Raw genomic sequence first — 16,611 nt, 5'->3', positions numbered from 1 at the left:
GGAAGCCATTGATACCGATCGAGACGCTGACTGACGGCCGAGCGGGTCGGTGCTAGCGGTCACTCGAGGTAGCCGAGTTCGCGCAGGCGCTCGGTCGGCATGTCGATTCCCTCGTCGCCGTCAGACGCGTTCGCCCCGGACGCCGCCGCGCGCTCCTCCACCCATCGTCGTACGTCGTAGACCGACTCCGGATGGGTGTCCGCCGTGGAACTCGCGTACGCGCGCCAGGAGTGACTCGCCGGCTTCTCGCCCGCGTCGGGCGGATAGAACTCGGTTCGCATGCCGTGGTCGCTGACGACGAGGAGTTCGTCGCCCTCGCCGAGGGCAGCGACGATCTCGTCGACGAACTCGCCGACGCGCTCGTAGGCGCGGCCCAGCGCGTCCTCGTCGTCGGCGTAGGCGTGGCCCGCCGCGTCCAGCGTGTGGACGTGGACGCCGGCGATCGAGACCGGGTGCTCGAGCATCTCGCGGGCCCAGCCGAACTGCTGGGCGCAGAGCCCGAACAGTTCGCGCTCGAACTCGCTGCGGGGCATCCCCTCTGCGACGGCGTTCATCAGGTCCCAGGCCCGCTGGAGCGGCTGCCCGTCGTGGACGCCCGGCCAGTTGTGGACAACCGCGTCGTCGGCGTCGAACATCGACTCGCGGTCCGTCTCGCCGATGCGCTCGCGCTCGCCGGTCCGAGAGCGAACGAGTTTACCCAGCGTCCCCCGCGTCGACTCGTCGAGGTGGCCGGTGACCGTCGAGGCGAGGTCGAGCGCGGGGTTCTCCCACTCGCTCGTGCCGCCGCCGGTGATCCCGTGCTCGGCCGGCTCGAGCCCGGTCGCGACGGTCGCCCAGACCTCCGGCGTGTACGGGACGTCCTGCGTGTTCGCGAACGTCTCGATCTCGCCGCCCGACTCGAGGCGGAACGAGTCGAGACCGAAGTGGTCGATCAGTCCGGCATCGAGGGCGTCCAGCGCCAGTACGATCACCGTCATGCGTATCCCAAGTCCTCCAGATCCTCCTGCAGCGCCTCTTCCTTGACGACGTAGGCGGGATCGAACCGCTCGAGTTCGCGCTCGAGGGTCGGATCGTCGACCGGTTCGCCGTCGTCGAGTCGATACGTGCCGTCCGCCGTCGCGATGTGGTCGGCGGTCATCGCGGCCTTTCGGTCCCCGTAGGCCGCGAAGGCGATCTCGCGATCGAGCGTCCCCTGGCGGTGTTCGGCGCCGGTCAGGACCGTCGGCACGTCGATCAGGGAGACGACCTCGCCGACGTCGGGGGCGTTGCGCGTGCCGAACGGGACGTTCAGCAGTTCGGGGCGCATCTCGCCGGGGTGGCCCCACAGTCCGTCCTCGCCGAGCAGTTCGCCGTGATCGCCACAGAAGACGACGCGCGTGTCGTCGGGGATCGCGTCCCAGAGGGACTCGAGGGCCGCGTCGAGTTCCGCGATCTCCTGACGGTAGAGGTCCCGGACGAGGGCCTCGTCCTCCTCGGAGCCGCGGTCCGAGAGGACGCGGCGGGTGACTCGCTGTGCCTCAGCCCGGTCGACGTTCGCGCCGTCGGGGTCGTACGGGTGGTGGGGCTCCATGAAGTGGAGCCAGCCGAACCACTCGTCGCGGCCGTCGACTTCGGTCAGGAACTGGTCGACGACGTCGTCCGCGGGACGGAACGACTTCTCGGTCTCCTCGACGTAGCTCCGGAGCTGCTGGTACCGGTTGTAGCCCCAGCTGGCGACCTTGTAGGGGAGCGAACCGCGCTCGAGCAAGATTGCCCCCTTGTCCTTCAGCGACTCGCCGCCGCCCTTCGGCGACGTGAACGAGTCGAAGCCGGCCGCGTAGTCGTACTCCGCGGACAGCAGGTGGTTCGTCGTGACCCCGACGCAGTGGGCGTCGAACTCGTGGACGACGCTGGCGTCGGCCTCGAGGCCGTTCCCGGCCGGATACTCCCCGCCGATGATCGCCGGGAAGCTGCCGGGCGTCGCGGTGCTCGTGGCGAACGCGGCGTCGTGGGTGTCGTCCAGAAACTCCAGGGTATGTGGCATGTACTGGACGTGATCTGTCCTGAGCGAATCCACCGTGACTAGCAGGGTCGTGTCCGTCGTGTGTTCGGTCATAGGTATCCCAGATCCTCCAGTCGCGCGCGACTCGCGGCGTCGACCTCCTCGGCATGGTCCCGTCCGTCGCGCTCCTCGTCGGCGACCCAGTCGCCGAAGGCGGACTCGAAGAGCCCGTCCGGAACCGTCTCGTCGGGCAGTTCGACCTGTTTCGACGGCGGCCCGGAGACGTCGTAGACGGCCTCGTCGCCGAGCTGATCGCGGTAGTACTTCCGGTCGCCCTCGTAGACGACCCGCTGGCCTCGGTCCCAGTAGGACTCGTCGCCGCCCTCCGGGATGCCGGAGCCGGAGCCGACGATCTCGGCGCGGGCGCGCTCGCGCTCGAGGGCGAACGGGTCGAACGGGTCCTCGCCCGCGAGCGAGCGGACCGCGTCACCGAGGTCGGCGTGGGAGCTGAGTCCGTTCACGTCGACGGGAGTCTTCCCTTCGACCTCGAGGGCGCTGTCGTCGGTGGCTACGACGTCGAACGGAACGTGTAACAGTCCTTCGGAGAGGCTGCTCATGTGGTTCATGAGGTAGCCGTCGGATTCGTATCCGAGGTTTTCGCCGTGGTCGGCCGTCACGATCAGGATCGACTCGCGGTCGTCCTCGCGCGCTAACGCGTCCATGAGATCGGTAACGACCCGGTCGAGGTAGTCGACCGTCGCGGCGTAGAGCCGACGGACGCGCTCGACGTCCGATTCGTACGCGCCGAGCCCGTCTGCGACGTTGACGTCCGAGTCCCGGAACGAACTCGAGTGGAAGTCGGCCGAGACGCCATGAATCGAGTCGTCCAGCCCGCGGAACGCGGTGTGGGGCCCGTGGGCGTCCATGAGGTTGGCGAAGGCGACCACCGGCCCGTCGGGCTCGGTGACCTCGCGCTCGAGAGTGCGAGCGATCGCCCGGCCGCCGAAGTCGGTCGGCTTCTCGATCGGGAGCTTCCGACTCACGTCGTCCAGCTTGAGGAGAACGCCGTTGGCCAGTGAGCGCAGCGGGTGGTCGTGCTCGAGGGCCTCGCGGACGAAGTCGGCGTACGCTTCCACGCCCTCGGCCGACCGATCGGAGATGTGTTCTTGAACGTCCATCCCCTCCGGGAGTCTGCGGCTCGGCGAGATGGGAACCGTCCGATCGAAAAAGCGGTCGAACCCGAAGACGGGGCTGGCGTAGATGTTCGACGTGACGCAGACCGACTCGTACCCCTGTCGCTCGAGCGGCGCGATCCAGGTGTCCTCGGCGTCGATCGGATCGAACCGACGCTGGTGGGCGTGGACGCCCGTTTCCGACGGGAGAGCGCCCGTCAGCATCCCGGCGTGACTCGGGACGCTCCAGCCGCCGAGCGCCCGCATTCCCTCGAAGCGGACGGACGCCCGCTCTCGGAGTCGGGTCGCGAATCGGTCGTACACGTCCTTCCTGACGGTGTCCAGACAGACGACGACGATGTTCGGTCGGTCCGTTCCGGTCATGCGAGTGCCTCCAGCGCGGCGCCGAAGCGTTTCCCTTGATTCGATTCGGTCAGATCGGAGACGAGGTCTCGTTGCTCGCTAGCAGCGGCCTCCCGTTCCGCTGGCGACCGCTCGAAGACGTCCCGCAGGCCCGCTAACAGGCCCGCCTCGGTCGGTGGAATCACCTGTCGTTCAGGCAACAGCTCCCGAACGCCGGTCGCCTCGGTGACCACCGTCGGCGTGCCCGAGAGGATCCCCTCGAGCGCGGCGACGGGGAACGCGTCGCCCCGAGAGGACTGGACGTAGACGCTCGCGCGGCCGAACCAGTCGGCGAAGGTATCGAGGTCGACGAACCCGGGCGTGAGGACGTGGGATCTGTCTGCGTACCCTTCCGCCTCGTGGCCCTCGCCGAGGACGACCAGTCGCACGTCGGCGTCGACGGTGCGGGCGAATCGCCCGACCGCACGCGCCAGTCGATCGTAGCCGTTGGCCGGCTTGGCCTCGCCCGCCGAGAGGATCGTAAAGGGGTCCCGCGGCGAGTTCGGTGAGAGCGACGCGAGCCGTTCGTACTTCGCGTCGCCGATCGGGGGTCGGACGTACGCGACCGGGACGTCACCGAGGTACGGTCGCCCCCAGCGGTAGGCGTCCCTGCCGACCGCGATCACGCCGTCCAGCAGCCGGCTCGAGAGCGGCTTGAGCCCCTGCCAGAGGTACCGTGTCGGCCGCTCGGCCAGCGTGTAGAACGTCTCGTCGGCGGCGAGGTAGACGAGCGTCGTCCCCGGGTGGCGCAGTTTGTACGCGAGCCCGGTCTGGAGCGGCGCGCTCCCCTCCGCGATGACGGTGTCGTACGCCGGGAGCGTCCCGGCGGTCCGAAGCCGATCGACGATTCGCTCGGTGTTGCCGCCCGATTCGGGCGGTCGCCCGGTCTCGAAGTGGCGCCGATCGGCGCCGACGGCGTCGGCGAACACTCGATGCGCGGGGTGGGCGTCGCTGTTCTGGTAGAGCAGACACCGATCGGCCGAGCCCGACTCCGTCGGACGCGACGGCTCGGCGTCCGTCCGCGCTCTCGAGTCGTCGCCCCGATCGCGAGCGGTCGTGCTCGCCGTCACTGATCGGCCACCTCCTCGGTGCGCTCGTCGCCGCGTCGCTGTTCGCCCGATCGAGTCGCGTCTTCGCGGTCCGATTCCGGCTCGAGTTCCGTCCCCGGCCGCGGCTCCGACCCTGACTCCGGATCCGGCACGTCGATCTCGGTCGCCGCCGTCTCCGCGACGACCTCGCGCAGGCCGGCCGCGAAGCGGTCGTACTCGTAGCGTCTGGCTTCCGCGCGGATCTCGGTCGCGTCGAAGTCGTCGGGATCGAACCGTCGGACCGTCTCGCGGATCGACTCGACGGTCGGTTCGAAGAGCAGGCCGGTCCGGCCGCCCTGCACCTGGTAGCGCGTGAATCCCTCGTTCACGCCGAGCAGGGGTTTCCCGGCCATCATGGCCTCGGCCCCGACGAGGCCGAAGTCCTCCTGCTTCGGGGCGTAGACGACCGCGGTGGCCCGAGCGACCAGCGACTCGATGTCCTCGACGTAGCCCCGGACCTCGATGTTGTCGTAGTTTTCGGCGAACGCCTCGAGTTGCTCGCGCTGCTCGCCGTCGCCGGCGATCACGAGCCGCTCGTCCAGTCCCGCGAACGCCTTCGCGATCGTGTCGATCCGCTTCTCGGGGGCGAGACGGGACCAGGTAACGAAGTAGCCGTCGTCGCCCTCGTTGCGCCAATCGCCGGTCACCGGCGGGTAGACGACCGTCGCGTCGCGGTCGTAGAACCGCCGGATCCGATCGCGGACGAGTTCGCTGTTCGCGACGAACTGATCGACGTAGTCGTTGGCCTCCTTGTCCAGCGCACGCCAGCCCTTCGCGTAGGCCTTGAGCCCGGTCTCGACGAACGGCGCCTCGAACCCGGAGAGGCGGTCGCGATAGAGGTCGTACAGCCACCGCGGCGGGCTGTGAGGGTAGTGAACGATCCGCTGGCCCACCTCGGGGACGTAGTACTTCGAGAGCGGCGCGCTCTCGAGGATCACGTCGTACTCCGTCAACGCGGGGTGAGCGTCGGTCATGTCCAGCGCCACGTTGAGCGTCTCGAGGGGGTTCATCCCCTCGTTCTTCCACTCGAGGAACGGACGCCACGGCAGCGAGGTGTACTTCGCCTGCTGGAACGGGATCACCGTGACGTCGTCGGGGATCTCGGTCCCGTCGGCGACGTAGGTCGTGTAGATCGGCGCCTCGAGAACGCGGGCGGCCTCGATGGCGAACTCCTCGCCGCCGCCGATGCCGGGGAATCGGTCGTGGAGGATGGCGACGTCCGCGTCGGTGTCGGCGTCGGTCACTGTAACACCTCCCGGAGTTCGTCGTCGGTCGACCAGGTGCCGTCGTGGGTCTCCTCGTCGCCGTCGGCGCGTGCCCGGATGAGGGACAGACTCGCGCGCAGCAGCGAGATCTGGGTGTCGAACAGCGAGTACAGCGGCTGGAGCGGGCCGAGGGCGTCCCGCGAGCCAAGTGCCGTGAAGGCGAGGATTCCGACCGGCGTGAGCAGTCCGGCGGGACCGAGGACCGCCAGCGAGCCGAGCGTCGCCAGCGCGAGGCCGGCGCCGACGAGCCACGGCGAGACGACCATGAACCACCAGTTGAAGGGCAGGACGACGCGGCCGTAGTTACCGTGACGGCCGAGCGCGTCGCGCTGGCGCCACAGCAGGCGCAACAGCCCCATCGCGCGGCGGTCCTTCTGCTCGCGGCGCTTGCCGAACTCGGAGTGGGCGGCCTCCTGGTAGTGGATGTCCGGATCGAAGACGACGTGGCCGCCGTTGCGACGGATCTTCAGGGCGAGTTCGCTGTCGTCGGCGATCGAGTCCTCGTCGATCGGGACGATGGCGTCGCGCTCGAACGCCGAGAACGGGCCGTGGAAGATCAGCGTCGAGTCGATGTGGGACTCGAGGATCTGGATCATCGTCTGGATGTCCCGATAGCTCTGTTCGACCTCGCTGCCGCCGATGACGTCGGCGTTGCGGCCGGTCACCGCCTCGACGTCGGGGTCGGCGAGGTTCGCGACCGCCGTCCGGACGGCGTCGGGCGCCAGCCGGGAATCGCAGTCGGTCTTGACGACGACCTCGTGGTCCGCGGCGGCGTAGGCCTCGTTCAGCGCGGTCGCGAGCCCGCGCCGCTCGTCCTCGCGGATGAGCGTCAGTTCCGGCTCCGGACGGCCCGCGAAGAAGGTCTCGACTAATTCGGCCGTGCCGTCGTCGCTCGAGTCGACGACGACGATCTCGACCTTCTCCATCGGGTAGTCCAGTTCGACCAGTTCCTCGAGTTTCGATTCGACGATGGCGGCCTCGTTGTACGTCGGCAGGACGATGCTGACCGACGGCTCTCGCGGCTGCGTGTTCGCGGGCGTGCCCGACGGCCGCCGGAGATAGTACGCTCCCAGGTAGATCAGGTACGGGAGGCCCGTTAGTGCAACCAGTCCGAATAGGGCCTCGACGAGACGCTTCATGCAAGTACGGCTAAACGCTCAACAGACCGCGGTAAAACCGGACGGCTTGCATTGTGCAAGGAACGTCGTTGCGATGTCGAGCCGCCTGAATTTCGGCGGTGCGGGTCGAACGCGGAACGCGACTCGCTTCCGCTCCGTCGGACCGGTGGCTTTTTGCGCCGCGCGCGGAATCTCGGAACACGCGATAAACGCTCGACAACGCCATCTCAGTTTTGGTACGCATGCCACATTCGGTATGCTTTTAGGGAATACGCCCGTAGGCTCGGGTATGTCAGTCTCAGCTGAGTCCGCCGTCGGGCACGACGAACTCGCCGTGCTCAAACTGCTCGCGCTCGAGGGCGGTCTCGAGGGCGACGTGAAGATCTCCTGTTCTCACCTCGCGGATCGACTGGAGGCGTCGAACCAGACCGCATCGCGTCGGCTCCAGCGCCTCGAGAGCGCGGGCCTGCTCGAGCGCGACACGGTCAGCGACGGCCAGTGGGTGGCGATCACCGACGACGGCGAGCACGCGCTCCACGCCGAGTACGAGGACTACCGTCGCATCTTCGAGACGGACTCGGAGATCGAACTCGACGGCACCGTCACCAGCGGCATGGGCGAGGGCCGCCACTACATCTCCCTGCCGGGCTACCAGCGCCAGTTCGAGGACCGACTGGGCTACGAGCCGTTCCCCGGCACGCTGAACGTCGACCTGCGCGACGACAGCGTCCGCCGGCGCGGCGCCATGTCGTCGCTCGAGCCGGTACCGATCGACGGCTGGGAGGACGAGGACCGGACCTACGGCCCCGCGGTCTGCCATCCCGCGACGATCGAGACGGCCGACGGCCGTCGGTACGAGACCGCACACATCATCGCGCCCGAGCGGACCCACCACGACGAGGACCAGCTGGAGGTCATCGCCCCGGACAAGCTCCGCGAGGAACTCGGCCTCGAGGACGACGACCACGTCGTCGTCTACGTGGGTGGTCGCGAATGACGGGCCACCACGCCGGGCCGCGATCGACCGCCGACGGCGAGCCGAACGCGAGCGCCGACGGCGGCACCGGCCGGACCGCGCGGGCCGACGCCGTCGACGACGCCCTCGAGTCGCTGCGGGCCGGCGAGCCGGTACTGGTCCACGACGCGGCCGACCGCGAGGGCGAGACGGACCTGATCTACCACGCCGACAGCGTCACGCCCGAGGCCGTCGCCCGCCTGCGAAACGACGCGGGCGGCCTCGTCTGCGTCGCGCTGGGCCACGAGGTCGCCGAGGCGTTCGACCTCCCCTTCTACGGCGAGGCGGTCGACCACCCCGCGACCGGCGACCACGAACTCGGCTACGACGAGCGCTCGTCGTTCTCGCTGACGGTCAACCACCGCGACACCTACACCGGAATCACCGACAACGACCGCTCGACGACGATTCGGGCGCTGGGCGAGGCCGCCGCCGCGCCCGCGGAGACCGACTTCGCCGCGGAGTTCCGCGTCCCCGGCCACGTCCACCTGCTGAAGGCCGCGCCCGACCTGCTCGCACAGCGGGAGGGCCACACCGAACTCGGCATCGCGCTGGCCGAGGCCGCCGACCTCCCGTCGGCCGTCGTCGTCTGCGAGATGTTAGACGACGAGACCGGTGAGGCGATGACGCCCGTCGACGCCCGCGCCTACGCTGATCGGCACGGCTTCGCCTATCTCGAGGGCAGCGAGGTCCTCGAGCGACTGGGGTAACGCTTCCGATCGACGACTGAACACGGACTCGTTCGCCCGGAGATCGGGTCGACCGTTTCCGAAACGTCGCTCACCGTCCTCACGTATTTAACCGATACCGCGACAGGGTACCTCATGCCCTCGAGTTCTCGACCGCTCACCGGTCCACTGCTCCGCTGGTACGGGAAACACGGTCGACACGGTCTCCCGTGGCGTGCGACCGGACGGTCGCCCTACGAACTGCTTATCGCGGAAATCCTGCTCCAGCGGACGACCGCGGCCGCCGTATCCGGGGCGTACGTTCCCTTCGTGGCGCGGTATCCGACTCCCGAGACCGTCGTCGCCGCCCCGTCGGACGAGATCGAGGATCGGATCGCACCGCTCGGCCTCTCGAAGCGCGCGGAGTTCATCGAACGGTGTTCGGGACAACTGCTCGCTCGTCACTCGGGACGAATTCCCCGCTGTCGGTCCGAGCTCGCGAAGCTCCACGGCGTCGGAGCGTACACCGCGCGCTCAGTGGCGGTTCACGCGTTCGGAGAAAACGTCTCGGCAGTGGACACGAACGTCCGGCGGTTGATCTCTCGGTTCTTCGGTCTCGAGCGCGATTCGGACGCGATCGCCGTTCTCGCGGACGAGATCGCACCGTCCGATCGGAGCAGCGATTTCCTGTACGCTATGCTGGACTTCGCGGCCGACGTCTGTACACCGCGGAATCCCGAATGCAGCGATTGTCCGCTCGGCGACGACTGCGTCAGCGCCGGACTCGAGAGCGACCGATCGAGCGATAACGCCGACTGAAACCGGGGTGTTCCTCGCCTATCGGGACATCGTCGCTCACCGATCCGCGGTCCCGAACGTCGAGGAGATAGCCGTCTCACGAGGCGATATCGATCCGTTCGAACCAGCGCTGACTGACGACGACGAGGACGAGGGTCATCGCGACCAGGATTCCGGCGTGGACGGGATCGACCGAACTCTCGAGCAACACGGCGTTGGGATCGAAGTACCGCATGGGAGCGACGGCGCCGATCGCCTCGTAGTCGGTGCCGTCCAGGAGGGACTCGAGCATGAAGAGGCCGAACGTGACCCCGAGGGCGAGTCGCTGGGCGATCCCGACGCGGTCGACCGCGACGGAGGCGACCAGCCCGATGGCGCCGCAGGCGAAGAGGTACGGAATCGAGAGGGCGTGGAGCGCCACCAGATCCGCGGCGGAAATCGGCTCGCCGACCAGCGTCGCCGCCGCGAGGACGACGATCGGGGTGACGACGTTGACGACGACGATCGGGACGGCCAGCGAGGCGAACTTCTCCGCGACGGTTCGGGCCCGCGAGATCGGCATCGACAGCAAGACGTCCATCCGGCCGCGCTCGACGTCGTCAGCGATCGTTCCGGCCCCCAGGTAGGCCAGGTAGAGCCCCAGCAGGATCGTCCAGCCGAAGACGTAGAGTTCGAAGGCGAGAAAGCCCTCGAGGGAGGCCATCGTTCGGATGTCGAACAGCTGGACGACCCCTTCGGGGTAGGCCCGCAGGAACTCCTCGTCGACGTCGTCGAACGAGCCGCTGAAGGACGGATAGATCCAGACGACGACGACCGCCAGCAGCGACATGGCGATCGAGAGATAGAGACTGCCCCTGACCCGCTGTCGACCGTCGTAGCGGGCGAGTTCGAACATCTCAGTCGTCCTCCGTTCGCTCGGCTAGTTCCGCTCCGGACGCCGGCTCGGCGGAGCTCTCGCCGTCGCCGTAGAACCGCATGAAGACGTCCTCGAGCGGCGCCTCCTCGATCGACAGATCGAGCAACCGGTACTCCCGCAGGCGCGCGAGCAACGCGTTGACGTCGCCGGTGAAGGTGAACGCGCACTCGGTGACCGCCGTCGCGTCGTCAGCATCGTCACCGTCGCTGCCGGTGCGAACGACGCTCGTCTCGAGGTCGTGGACGCCGTCGAGCGCGAGCGCCTCGCGGGGGATCGACGCCGCGGCGCGCAGTCGAACGACCTTCCCGCTGCGGTCGAGCAGCGACTCGACGGGCTCGACGGTCACGAGGCGGCCGTTCCGGATGATCCCCACGCGGTCACAGAGCCGCCGGACCTCGCTCAGGACGTGCGAGGAGAAGAACACCGTGACGCCGCGCTCGCGTTCCTCGCGGAGGAACTCGGCGAAGCGGTGCTGGATCAGCGGATCGAGGCCGCTCGTCGGCTCGTCCAAGATCACCAGCTCCGGATCGTGCATGAACGTCGTCACGAGCCCGAGCTTGCGGACGTTGCCGTGCGAGTAGTCACGGACCGGCCGCTCGAGGGGCGGCTCGAACAGGTCGAGCAACGCCGCGCTGCGCTCGTCGCCCTTGATCGCGGCGTGTAACTCGAGGACCTCGCGACCCGTCGCGGTCTCGTCGAACGCGGGGGCGTCCGGCAGATAGCCCAGCCGGCGTTTGGCCTCGATGAGGGCGTCCTCGTCGGTGACGTCGCGGCCGAGCACGCGCGCCGTCCCCGCCGTCGGCGAGAGCAGGCCCAGCAGCGTCCGGATCGTCGTGGTCTTTCCGGCCCCGTTGGGCCCGAGGTAGCCGAATATCTCGCCGCGCTCGACGGCGAACGTCACGTCGTCGTTGGCCAGCACCTCGCCGTAGTCCTTGGTGAGCCCCTCGAGTTCGATCGCCGCCATGACGGAACGTTCGCGTCGCGTTCACATGTAACCCGCAGTCACCGCCGAGCCGATTGCGGTCGCTCGAGGCGTTCTCGACCCTGGTGAGGCGAACGGCCGATCGACTCGAGCGGAGACCGACGGCTATCCCGGTCGCGGCTACGCTCTCGAGTATGATACGTACCCCTGATCGACGGGCGCCGATCGCCCGCGCCGCGATGGTCGCCGTTCTCGCGCTTCTCGTGAGGGGGATATCCTCGTGCCGTTGAACGTCGTCTCGCCGCTGGAACAGCGCTAACTCGTCCGAACGCCCCGATGTCCCCGCCGAGACTGTCGTTCTCGTCCGGCAGTCTCTCGGTGAGGAACAACCGAACTCATTTATGGTGGGATGTGGCCCGGGGACGTATGAGCGAGATGCTCGCACGAAACCTGAGCGGAAAACGCATCGTCGGAACGGACGGGAAGATCTTCGGCCGGCTCCACACCGTGACCATGGACCCCGAGTCCGGTGCGCTGCTCGACCTCGTCGTCGAACCCGGTGACGGATCCCCGGCGACGGCGGCCGGACGATCCGACGACGACGATCGACTGTGGATCCCGGTCGATCGCATCGAGACCGTGAAGGATCAGATCATCGTTCGATCGAGCCGCTGAGGGCGCCGGTGGGGACGCGGCGGACGCGCGCGACTACCGACCGTCCCTCGAGGCCGGTCAGGGAACCCGCCCGACCGTGACGAAAAACGGCACCGATTCCTCGCGGCGGTACTCCCGCGCTTCCATCTGCTCGATCACGTCGCGTCCCATCTCGCGCCACGCGCTCCGGAGGTCGTCGTACTCCGCCTCGGTGAGCCGCCCCGAGAGCATCGTCTCGCGGTCGTCGGCCAGCCCCGCGCCGGTCGCCTTCCGCCGGGCCGCGAGCAGCGCCATCTCGCTGTAGGGCGGTTCGACCGTCCGGACGTGATCGTACCGACGCGTCTCGCACACCTCGAGGCCGGCGTCCTCGAACGCCGTTCGGGCGTCGGCGCCGAGCGCGACGTCCGTCGCGACGCCGTCGAGGTAGGCGCTGCGGGCCCGCCGCTCGAGGCGGTCCTCGCGGTCGACGCTCGAGTCGATCTCGACGGTGGCGTTGTTCGGTTCGACCGCCGCGACGAGATCCGTCGAGACGCGGGCGAACTTCGCGACGGCGGCCGCGGGATCGGGTAGGTTGATCAACAGCGCCTGACAGACCACGAGGTCGAAGCTGTCGTCGGCGAAGGGCAGTCGGAGCGCGTCGCCGGCGACGACGGGAACGGGGTCGTCGTGATCGGCCGCGATCTCGAGCAACTCGCGGTCGACGTCACAGCCCACGACGGTGGCGTCGTCGGGTGTCTCCTCGCGGAGGACGCGGCTCAGCTCGCCGGTGCCGCAGCCGACGTCCAGAACTCGCTGGCGGGAGTCGAGAGCGAGGGGCTCGAGGGCCTCGCGGGAGTCGTCCCACATCCCCTCGCGGGTCCGGCGCAGGTAGTCCTCGGAGAACTCGCGCACGAGCCGTCGTACGTCGGTCTCGAGTAAAAACGGGTCGATTTTCGACGCTTGGTAGCCGTCGGAAGTCGGACAGCGGTGCCGGTCGGCGTCGTGGCTCTCGAGACGACTGCAATCTGCCCGTCCGACGTGCGGTGGCGGGCGCTGTCGGCCGCCCGAACCGCAGTGCGGGCGGCCGCCGATACTGCGCGAGGTCTTCGCGAGCACAGCGAGCGAACGGCTCGGAAGACGCTCCGCGTCTTCCGTTGGATGAGCGAGTGACTGGACGGAACGAGCGAATCGGCTGGGGAGGGTGTGGCGATTCCCCGTTGCCACGATCACGGGACAGTGCTCTTCACCGTCCGTTTTGATCGAAGTACCAATCGACGACTGTAGGAAATAAACGCTCCCAAGAAGCGTCTCGCTCGCTTCGTTCGCTCCGAACCGCGCTCAGCTCGAATCTCGCAGCTCGCGGGTCACTACGCTCCCCGCTCGCGACCTCGAGATCCTCGCTCGGTTCACTCGCTCACGGCTCGCTACACTCGCCGTTCGCGCTTCCGCGGTTCTCTCTCAGTTCGTTCGCTCCGAACCGCGCTCAGCTCGAATCTCGCAGCTCTTTGACCTTCTCGATGTTCCATTCGAAGCCGCGACCGTCCTCGGTCGGCGTCTCGAGCGCGAACGGGAGATCTCGCAGGTCGGGATGATTCACGATCGCGCGCATTCCGTCCTCGCCGATGTAGCCCTCGCCGATGTGGGCGTGTTCGTCCTTGTGGGTGCCGACGTCGTGTTTCGAGTCGTTGAGGTGGATGTATTTGAGGTACTCGAGGCCGACCTCGTCGTCGAACCGCTGGACGGTCTCGTCGACGGCTTCGGGGGTCGTGAGGTCGTTGCCGGCGACCAGCGTGTGGGCGGTGTCGATGCAGATGCCGATATCGGTCTCGGTGCGGTCGATGATCCCCGCGAGGTGCTCGAACTCGCCGCCCAGCTTGGTCCCGCTGCCCGCGTCGGACTCGATGAGGATCTGGACGCCCTCGGGCACGTCGAGTTCGTCGATCAGGCTCGCCGCGTTGTCGAGACCGCCCTCGACGCCGGCACCCGTGTGCGCGCCGAGGTGGACGTTGACGTACGGGATTCCCAGCCGCTCGGCGGCGTCGAGCTCCGCTTGCATACTCTCCTTGGACTTCCGTCGGAGGTCGTCTTTGGGCGTACAGAGGTTGACCAGGTACGCCGAGTGGATCACCCACGGCCCCTCGAGTTTCTCGTCGCTCTCCTCGCGGAAGCCGTCGGCTGCCTCGTCGCTGAGCTCCGGCTGTGCCCAGACCTGCGGCGAGGTGGTGAATATCTGTCCGCAGTTTCCGCCGAACGCCCGCTGGCGGTGGACCGCGTTCCGAACGTCGTCGTACGGCGGCGTTTCGTCGTCGGAAGAGACGCGCGAGCCGGAGATGGATACGTGTGCGCCGACCTTCATGGACGCCCGTCAGTACCGGTTCGTGATAGGTATACTGGTTTCCGGAACCGATCGCGGGAGTTCGTGGCACGGGCCGGAACCGGCGGAGGCGCCGGACGGTCCTCGGTCCGGTGGCCGGTCACGGTCGATCGGCGCCACCGGCGTCAATCCGCGGAATCAGCTTCCGCGTATCAGGTAGTGTCGATCCCTCGTCTCGAGGGAATATTCCCGGAACTGTGCCGACGAACTAACCCGATTCCGTGTGCACGACCTATATGTAATATCAATAATAGGTCATGACACCGCGTTTGAGATTTGAAAAAGACGGTCGATCTCCGCCAATAAAGACAAACAACAATTAAGGTTATCCGTCCCCCTCGATTTGCCTAGAGGTACCATGACTCAAGTAATCTGGATCATCGCGGCAGTACTGGTGACGTTCACCGCCGGCTACGTGGGATACTCGCGGTATCTCACGCAGTTCGTCGAACTCGACGAAGAGGCGGAGACGCCGGCGCACAAGTACGAAGACGGGCAGGAGTACGTGCCGTCGAAGAAACCGGTCCTGTTGGGGCATCACTACTCGAGTATCGCGGGCGGTGCCCCGATCGTCGGACCGATCACGGCCGGTGCCATCTGGGGGTGGGTTCCCGCGTTGCTGTGGATCGCCATCGGGAATCCCCTGATGGGGGCCGTCCACGACTTCGTCTCGCTGTCGGGCAGTCTCCGCCACGAGGGGAAGTCGATCGGCTACATGATCGGGGAGTACGTGGGAGAGGGCGGCAAAAACATGCTGTTGTGGTTCGCGTTCCTGACGATCATGCTCGTCGTGGCAGTGTTCGCGCTGGTCGTCGGGATCGTCTTCAACGCGTATCCACAGGTGGTAACGGCGTCGCTACTCTACATCGGGCTCGCACTGGTGTTCGGCGTCTACCTGTACCAGTTCAACGGTCCGTTCATCCCCGGGACGATTCTGTTCGTCGCGGGCGTCTTCGCGGCCGTCTGGGTGGGGCTCCAGTACCCGCTGGCGCTGTTCGCCGGCGACTACCCGGCCGGAACGATCGTGCTGTTCGGCGGAGCCGGCGACTGGGTGCCCGGTGCGGCCGCGCTCGGCGGTAACACCGCGGGATGGATCCCGATCGTCATGGTCTATGCCGCGGTCGCGAGCGCGCTGCCGGTGTGGGTGTTGCTCCAGCCGCGCGACTACCTGTCGTCGTTCCTGCTGTACACCGGCGTCGGTGGGGCGGTCGTCGCGATCGTCGTCGGGACGTTCCTCGGAACGTCGTCCAGCCCGCTCGTCATCGACAGTTCCATCGGCGCGTTCGAGGGGTTCTGGGGCGTCGAGGCCGCCGGACTCGCGCCGCTGTTCCCGCTCCTGTTCATCACGATCGCTTGCGGGACGATCAGCGGATTCCACTCGCTGGTTTCGTCCGGGACGACCGCCAAACAGCTCGATAACGAGACTGACGCTCGGCTGATCGGATACGGCGGGATGCTCGGCGAAGGGCTCCTCGCGGCGGTCGCACTCTCGACCCTCGCAGTGGCAGGCTTCGCCGATCCCGCGGGCGGAATCGGTGCTGCGCTTCCGAACTTCGCCGAAGGGGGCGGCATCATCCTCACGAGTCTCGGCGTTTCCGAGACCGTCGGCGCCGTGTTCATGGCGCTCGTCCTCTGTAGCTTCCTGCTCACGTCGACCGACACGGCCGTCCGTCTCGGCCGATACATGATGGAAGAGATCGTCGGCACGCCGGCTGGGCGGACCGATACGGGACTGAACATGGATCCGCGCTCGATCGCACGCGGTCGGTACACGAACCCGATCGTTCAGATCGTCCCGGCGTACCTGCTCGTCGTCTCCGGCCAGTGGGTCGTCCTCTGGCAGCTCTTCGGTGGTGCGAATCAGCTGCTCGCGGCGCTGGCGCTGCTCACCGCGACCGTCTGGCTGGCCAACTGGGACGACAACAAACAACTCGTTTCGACCGGCGTCCCGATGGCGATCATGGTCACGATCACCGTCCTCGGGCTCTCGATCCTCGTGTTCTACGAGAACCTCTACCTGAATCTGATTCAGGGTGGCGCGGGGACCTTCGGCGAACAGATCTCCGCGGGCGTACAGATGGTTCTCGGGCTCGTGCTCATCGGCCTGGCGCTCGCGCTCGTCAAGTTGGGGTACGAGAACATTCGAAGCGTTCGGAGCGGACCCGAACGACCCGCGGCCGAACCGGGCGACGACTAGAACCTGCCGTTTCGTTTCCGTTTTTTCGCCGACGCGAGAGCGACCGGTCGGTACCGACGGGG

Annotated in this window: 15 protein-coding genes; 5 read left to right on the top strand and 10 right to left on the bottom strand. The window is 67.6% G+C overall.

Going from position 1 to position 16,611, the window contains the following annotated elements:
• Positions 1-59: 59 nt before the first annotated feature.
• The 6 genes from WD430_RS11515 to WD430_RS11490 are packed head-to-tail and all read right to left on the bottom strand — an operon-like array spanning position 60 to position 7,047.
• Positions 60-977 (bottom strand): alkaline phosphatase family protein, encoded by a 918-nt coding sequence (locus tag WD430_RS11515; protein WP_339102592.1) that lies wholly within the window; start codon positions 975-977, stop codon positions 60-62.
• A complete protein-coding gene (locus WD430_RS11510) occupies positions 974-2,095 on the bottom strand; it encodes a sulfatase-like hydrolase/transferase (protein WP_339102591.1) in 1,122 nt (373 codons plus the stop codon). Before WD430_RS11510 ends, WD430_RS11515 begins: the two co-directional genes overlap by 4 nt.
• A complete protein-coding gene (locus WD430_RS11505; protein ID WP_339102590.1) occupies positions 2,092-3,537 on the bottom strand; it encodes a sulfatase-like hydrolase/transferase in 1,446 nt (481 codons plus the stop codon). The genes WD430_RS11510 and WD430_RS11505 overlap by 4 nt, the downstream gene beginning before the upstream one ends.
• Entirely contained in the window at positions 3,534-4,625 is a 1,092-nt protein-coding gene (locus WD430_RS11500; protein ID WP_339102589.1) for a glycosyltransferase family 4 protein, read from the bottom strand. Before WD430_RS11500 ends, WD430_RS11505 begins: the two co-directional genes overlap by 4 nt.
• Entirely contained in the window at positions 4,622-5,887 is a 1,266-nt protein-coding gene (locus WD430_RS11495; protein WP_339102588.1) for a glycosyltransferase, read from the bottom strand. Before WD430_RS11495 ends, WD430_RS11500 begins: the two co-directional genes overlap by 4 nt.
• Entirely contained in the window at positions 5,884-7,047 is a 1,164-nt protein-coding gene (locus WD430_RS11490) for a glycosyltransferase (RefSeq protein WP_339102587.1), read from the bottom strand. Before WD430_RS11490 ends, WD430_RS11495 begins: the two co-directional genes overlap by 4 nt.
• Before the next feature lie 268 nt (positions 7,048-7,315).
• On the opposite strand from WD430_RS11490, the gene WD430_RS11485 reads away from it, so the two are divergent.
• The 3 genes from WD430_RS11485 to WD430_RS11475 all read left to right on the top strand — a co-directional run bounded on the left by WD430_RS11485 (position 7,316) and on the right by WD430_RS11475 (position 9,528).
• Positions 7,316-8,023, top strand: a complete 708-nt coding sequence (locus tag WD430_RS11485) for a DUF120 domain-containing protein (protein ID WP_339102586.1) — start codon at positions 7,316-7,318, stop codon at positions 8,021-8,023.
• Positions 8,020-8,751, top strand: coding sequence for a 3,4-dihydroxy-2-butanone-4-phosphate synthase (ribB, locus tag WD430_RS11480; protein ID WP_339102585.1), 732 nt, complete (start codon positions 8,020-8,022; stop codon positions 8,749-8,751). Before WD430_RS11485 ends, ribB begins: the two co-directional genes overlap by 4 nt.
• Before the next feature lie 114 nt (positions 8,752-8,865).
• Positions 8,866-9,528: a hypothetical protein gene (locus tag WD430_RS11475; RefSeq protein WP_339102584.1), complete on the top strand. Its 663-nt coding sequence runs from the start codon at positions 8,866-8,868 to the stop codon at positions 9,526-9,528.
• A 76-nt stretch (positions 9,529-9,604) separates the two neighbouring features.
• Here WD430_RS11475 and WD430_RS11470 read toward each other — a convergent pair whose 3' ends face one another.
• Both WD430_RS11470 and WD430_RS11465 read right to left on the bottom strand, forming a co-directional pair.
• Positions 9,605-10,402, bottom strand: a complete 798-nt coding sequence (locus WD430_RS11470; protein ID WP_339102583.1) for an ABC transporter permease subunit — start codon at positions 10,400-10,402, stop codon at positions 9,605-9,607.
• 1 nt (position 10,403) lies between these two features.
• Complete coding sequence (locus tag WD430_RS11465) at positions 10,404-11,387, bottom strand: ABC transporter ATP-binding protein (RefSeq protein WP_339102582.1); 984 nt, start codon at positions 11,385-11,387, stop codon at positions 10,404-10,406.
• Between the two features lie 384 nt (positions 11,388-11,771).
• Between WD430_RS11465 and WD430_RS11460 the strand changes: the two genes are divergently transcribed.
• Positions 11,772-12,020, top strand: coding sequence for a PRC-barrel domain-containing protein (locus WD430_RS11460; protein WP_339102581.1), 249 nt, complete (start codon positions 11,772-11,774; stop codon positions 12,018-12,020).
• A gap of 57 nt (positions 12,021-12,077) precedes the next feature.
• Here the strand turns inward: WD430_RS11460 and WD430_RS11455 are convergent, their stop codons facing one another.
• Positions 12,078-12,890 (bottom strand): methyltransferase domain-containing protein, encoded by an 813-nt coding sequence (locus WD430_RS11455; RefSeq protein ID WP_339102580.1) that lies wholly within the window; start codon positions 12,888-12,890, stop codon positions 12,078-12,080.
• A gap of 571 nt (positions 12,891-13,461) precedes the next feature.
• Positions 13,462-14,334 carry a deoxyribonuclease IV gene (locus WD430_RS11450; RefSeq protein WP_339102579.1) on the bottom strand — a complete coding sequence of 291 codons (873 nt, stop codon included), beginning with the start codon at positions 14,332-14,334 and terminating at the stop codon, positions 13,462-13,464.
• Between the two features lie 376 nt (positions 14,335-14,710).
• Here WD430_RS11450 and WD430_RS11445 point away from each other — a divergent pair, with 376 nt between their 5' ends.
• Positions 14,711-16,549 (top strand): carbon starvation CstA family protein, encoded by a 1,839-nt coding sequence (locus tag WD430_RS11445; protein WP_339102578.1) that lies wholly within the window; start codon positions 14,711-14,713, stop codon positions 16,547-16,549.
• Positions 16,550-16,611 lie beyond the last annotated feature (62 nt).

This window comes from Haloterrigena sp. KLK7, from assembly GCF_037914945.1.
Lineage (GTDB): Archaea > Halobacteriota > Halobacteria > Halobacteriales > Natrialbaceae > Haloterrigena > Haloterrigena salinisoli.
The sequence above is the reverse complement of the archived record's forward strand: the minus strand, read 5'-3'. Positions and strand labels throughout refer to the sequence as shown.

Coding starts and splice junctions, on each gene's coding strand:
- WD430_RS11510 (WP_339102591.1), bottom strand. CDS start 2,095: ATGACCGAACACACGACGGACACGACCCTGCTAGTCACGGTGGATTCG.
- WD430_RS11460 (WP_339102581.1), top strand. CDS start 11,772: ATGAGCGAGATGCTCGCACGAAACCTGAGCGGAAAACGCATCGTCGGA.
- ribB (WP_339102585.1), top strand. CDS start 8,020: ATGACGGGCCACCACGCCGGGCCGCGATCGACCGCCGACGGCGAGCCG.
- WD430_RS11445 (WP_339102578.1), top strand. CDS start 14,711: ATGACTCAAGTAATCTGGATCATCGCGGCAGTACTGGTGACGTTCACC.
- WD430_RS11485 (WP_339102586.1), top strand. CDS start 7,316: ATGTCAGTCTCAGCTGAGTCCGCCGTCGGGCACGACGAACTCGCCGTG.
- WD430_RS11465 (WP_339102582.1), bottom strand. CDS start 11,387: ATGGCGGCGATCGAACTCGAGGGGCTCACCAAGGACTACGGCGAGGTG.
- WD430_RS11515 (WP_339102592.1), bottom strand. CDS start 977: ATGACGGTGATCGTACTGGCGCTGGACGCCCTCGATGCCGGACTGATC.
- WD430_RS11505 (WP_339102590.1), bottom strand. CDS start 3,537: ATGACCGGAACGGACCGACCGAACATCGTCGTCGTCTGTCTGGACACC.
- WD430_RS11490 (WP_339102587.1), bottom strand. CDS start 7,047: ATGAAGCGTCTCGTCGAGGCCCTATTCGGACTGGTTGCACTAACGGGC.
- WD430_RS11470 (WP_339102583.1), bottom strand. CDS start 10,402: ATGTTCGAACTCGCCCGCTACGACGGTCGACAGCGGGTCAGGGGCAGT.
- WD430_RS11450 (WP_339102579.1), bottom strand. CDS start 14,334: ATGAAGGTCGGCGCACACGTATCCATCTCCGGCTCGCGCGTCTCTTCC.
- WD430_RS11475 (WP_339102584.1), top strand. CDS start 8,866: ATGCCCTCGAGTTCTCGACCGCTCACCGGTCCACTGCTCCGCTGGTAC.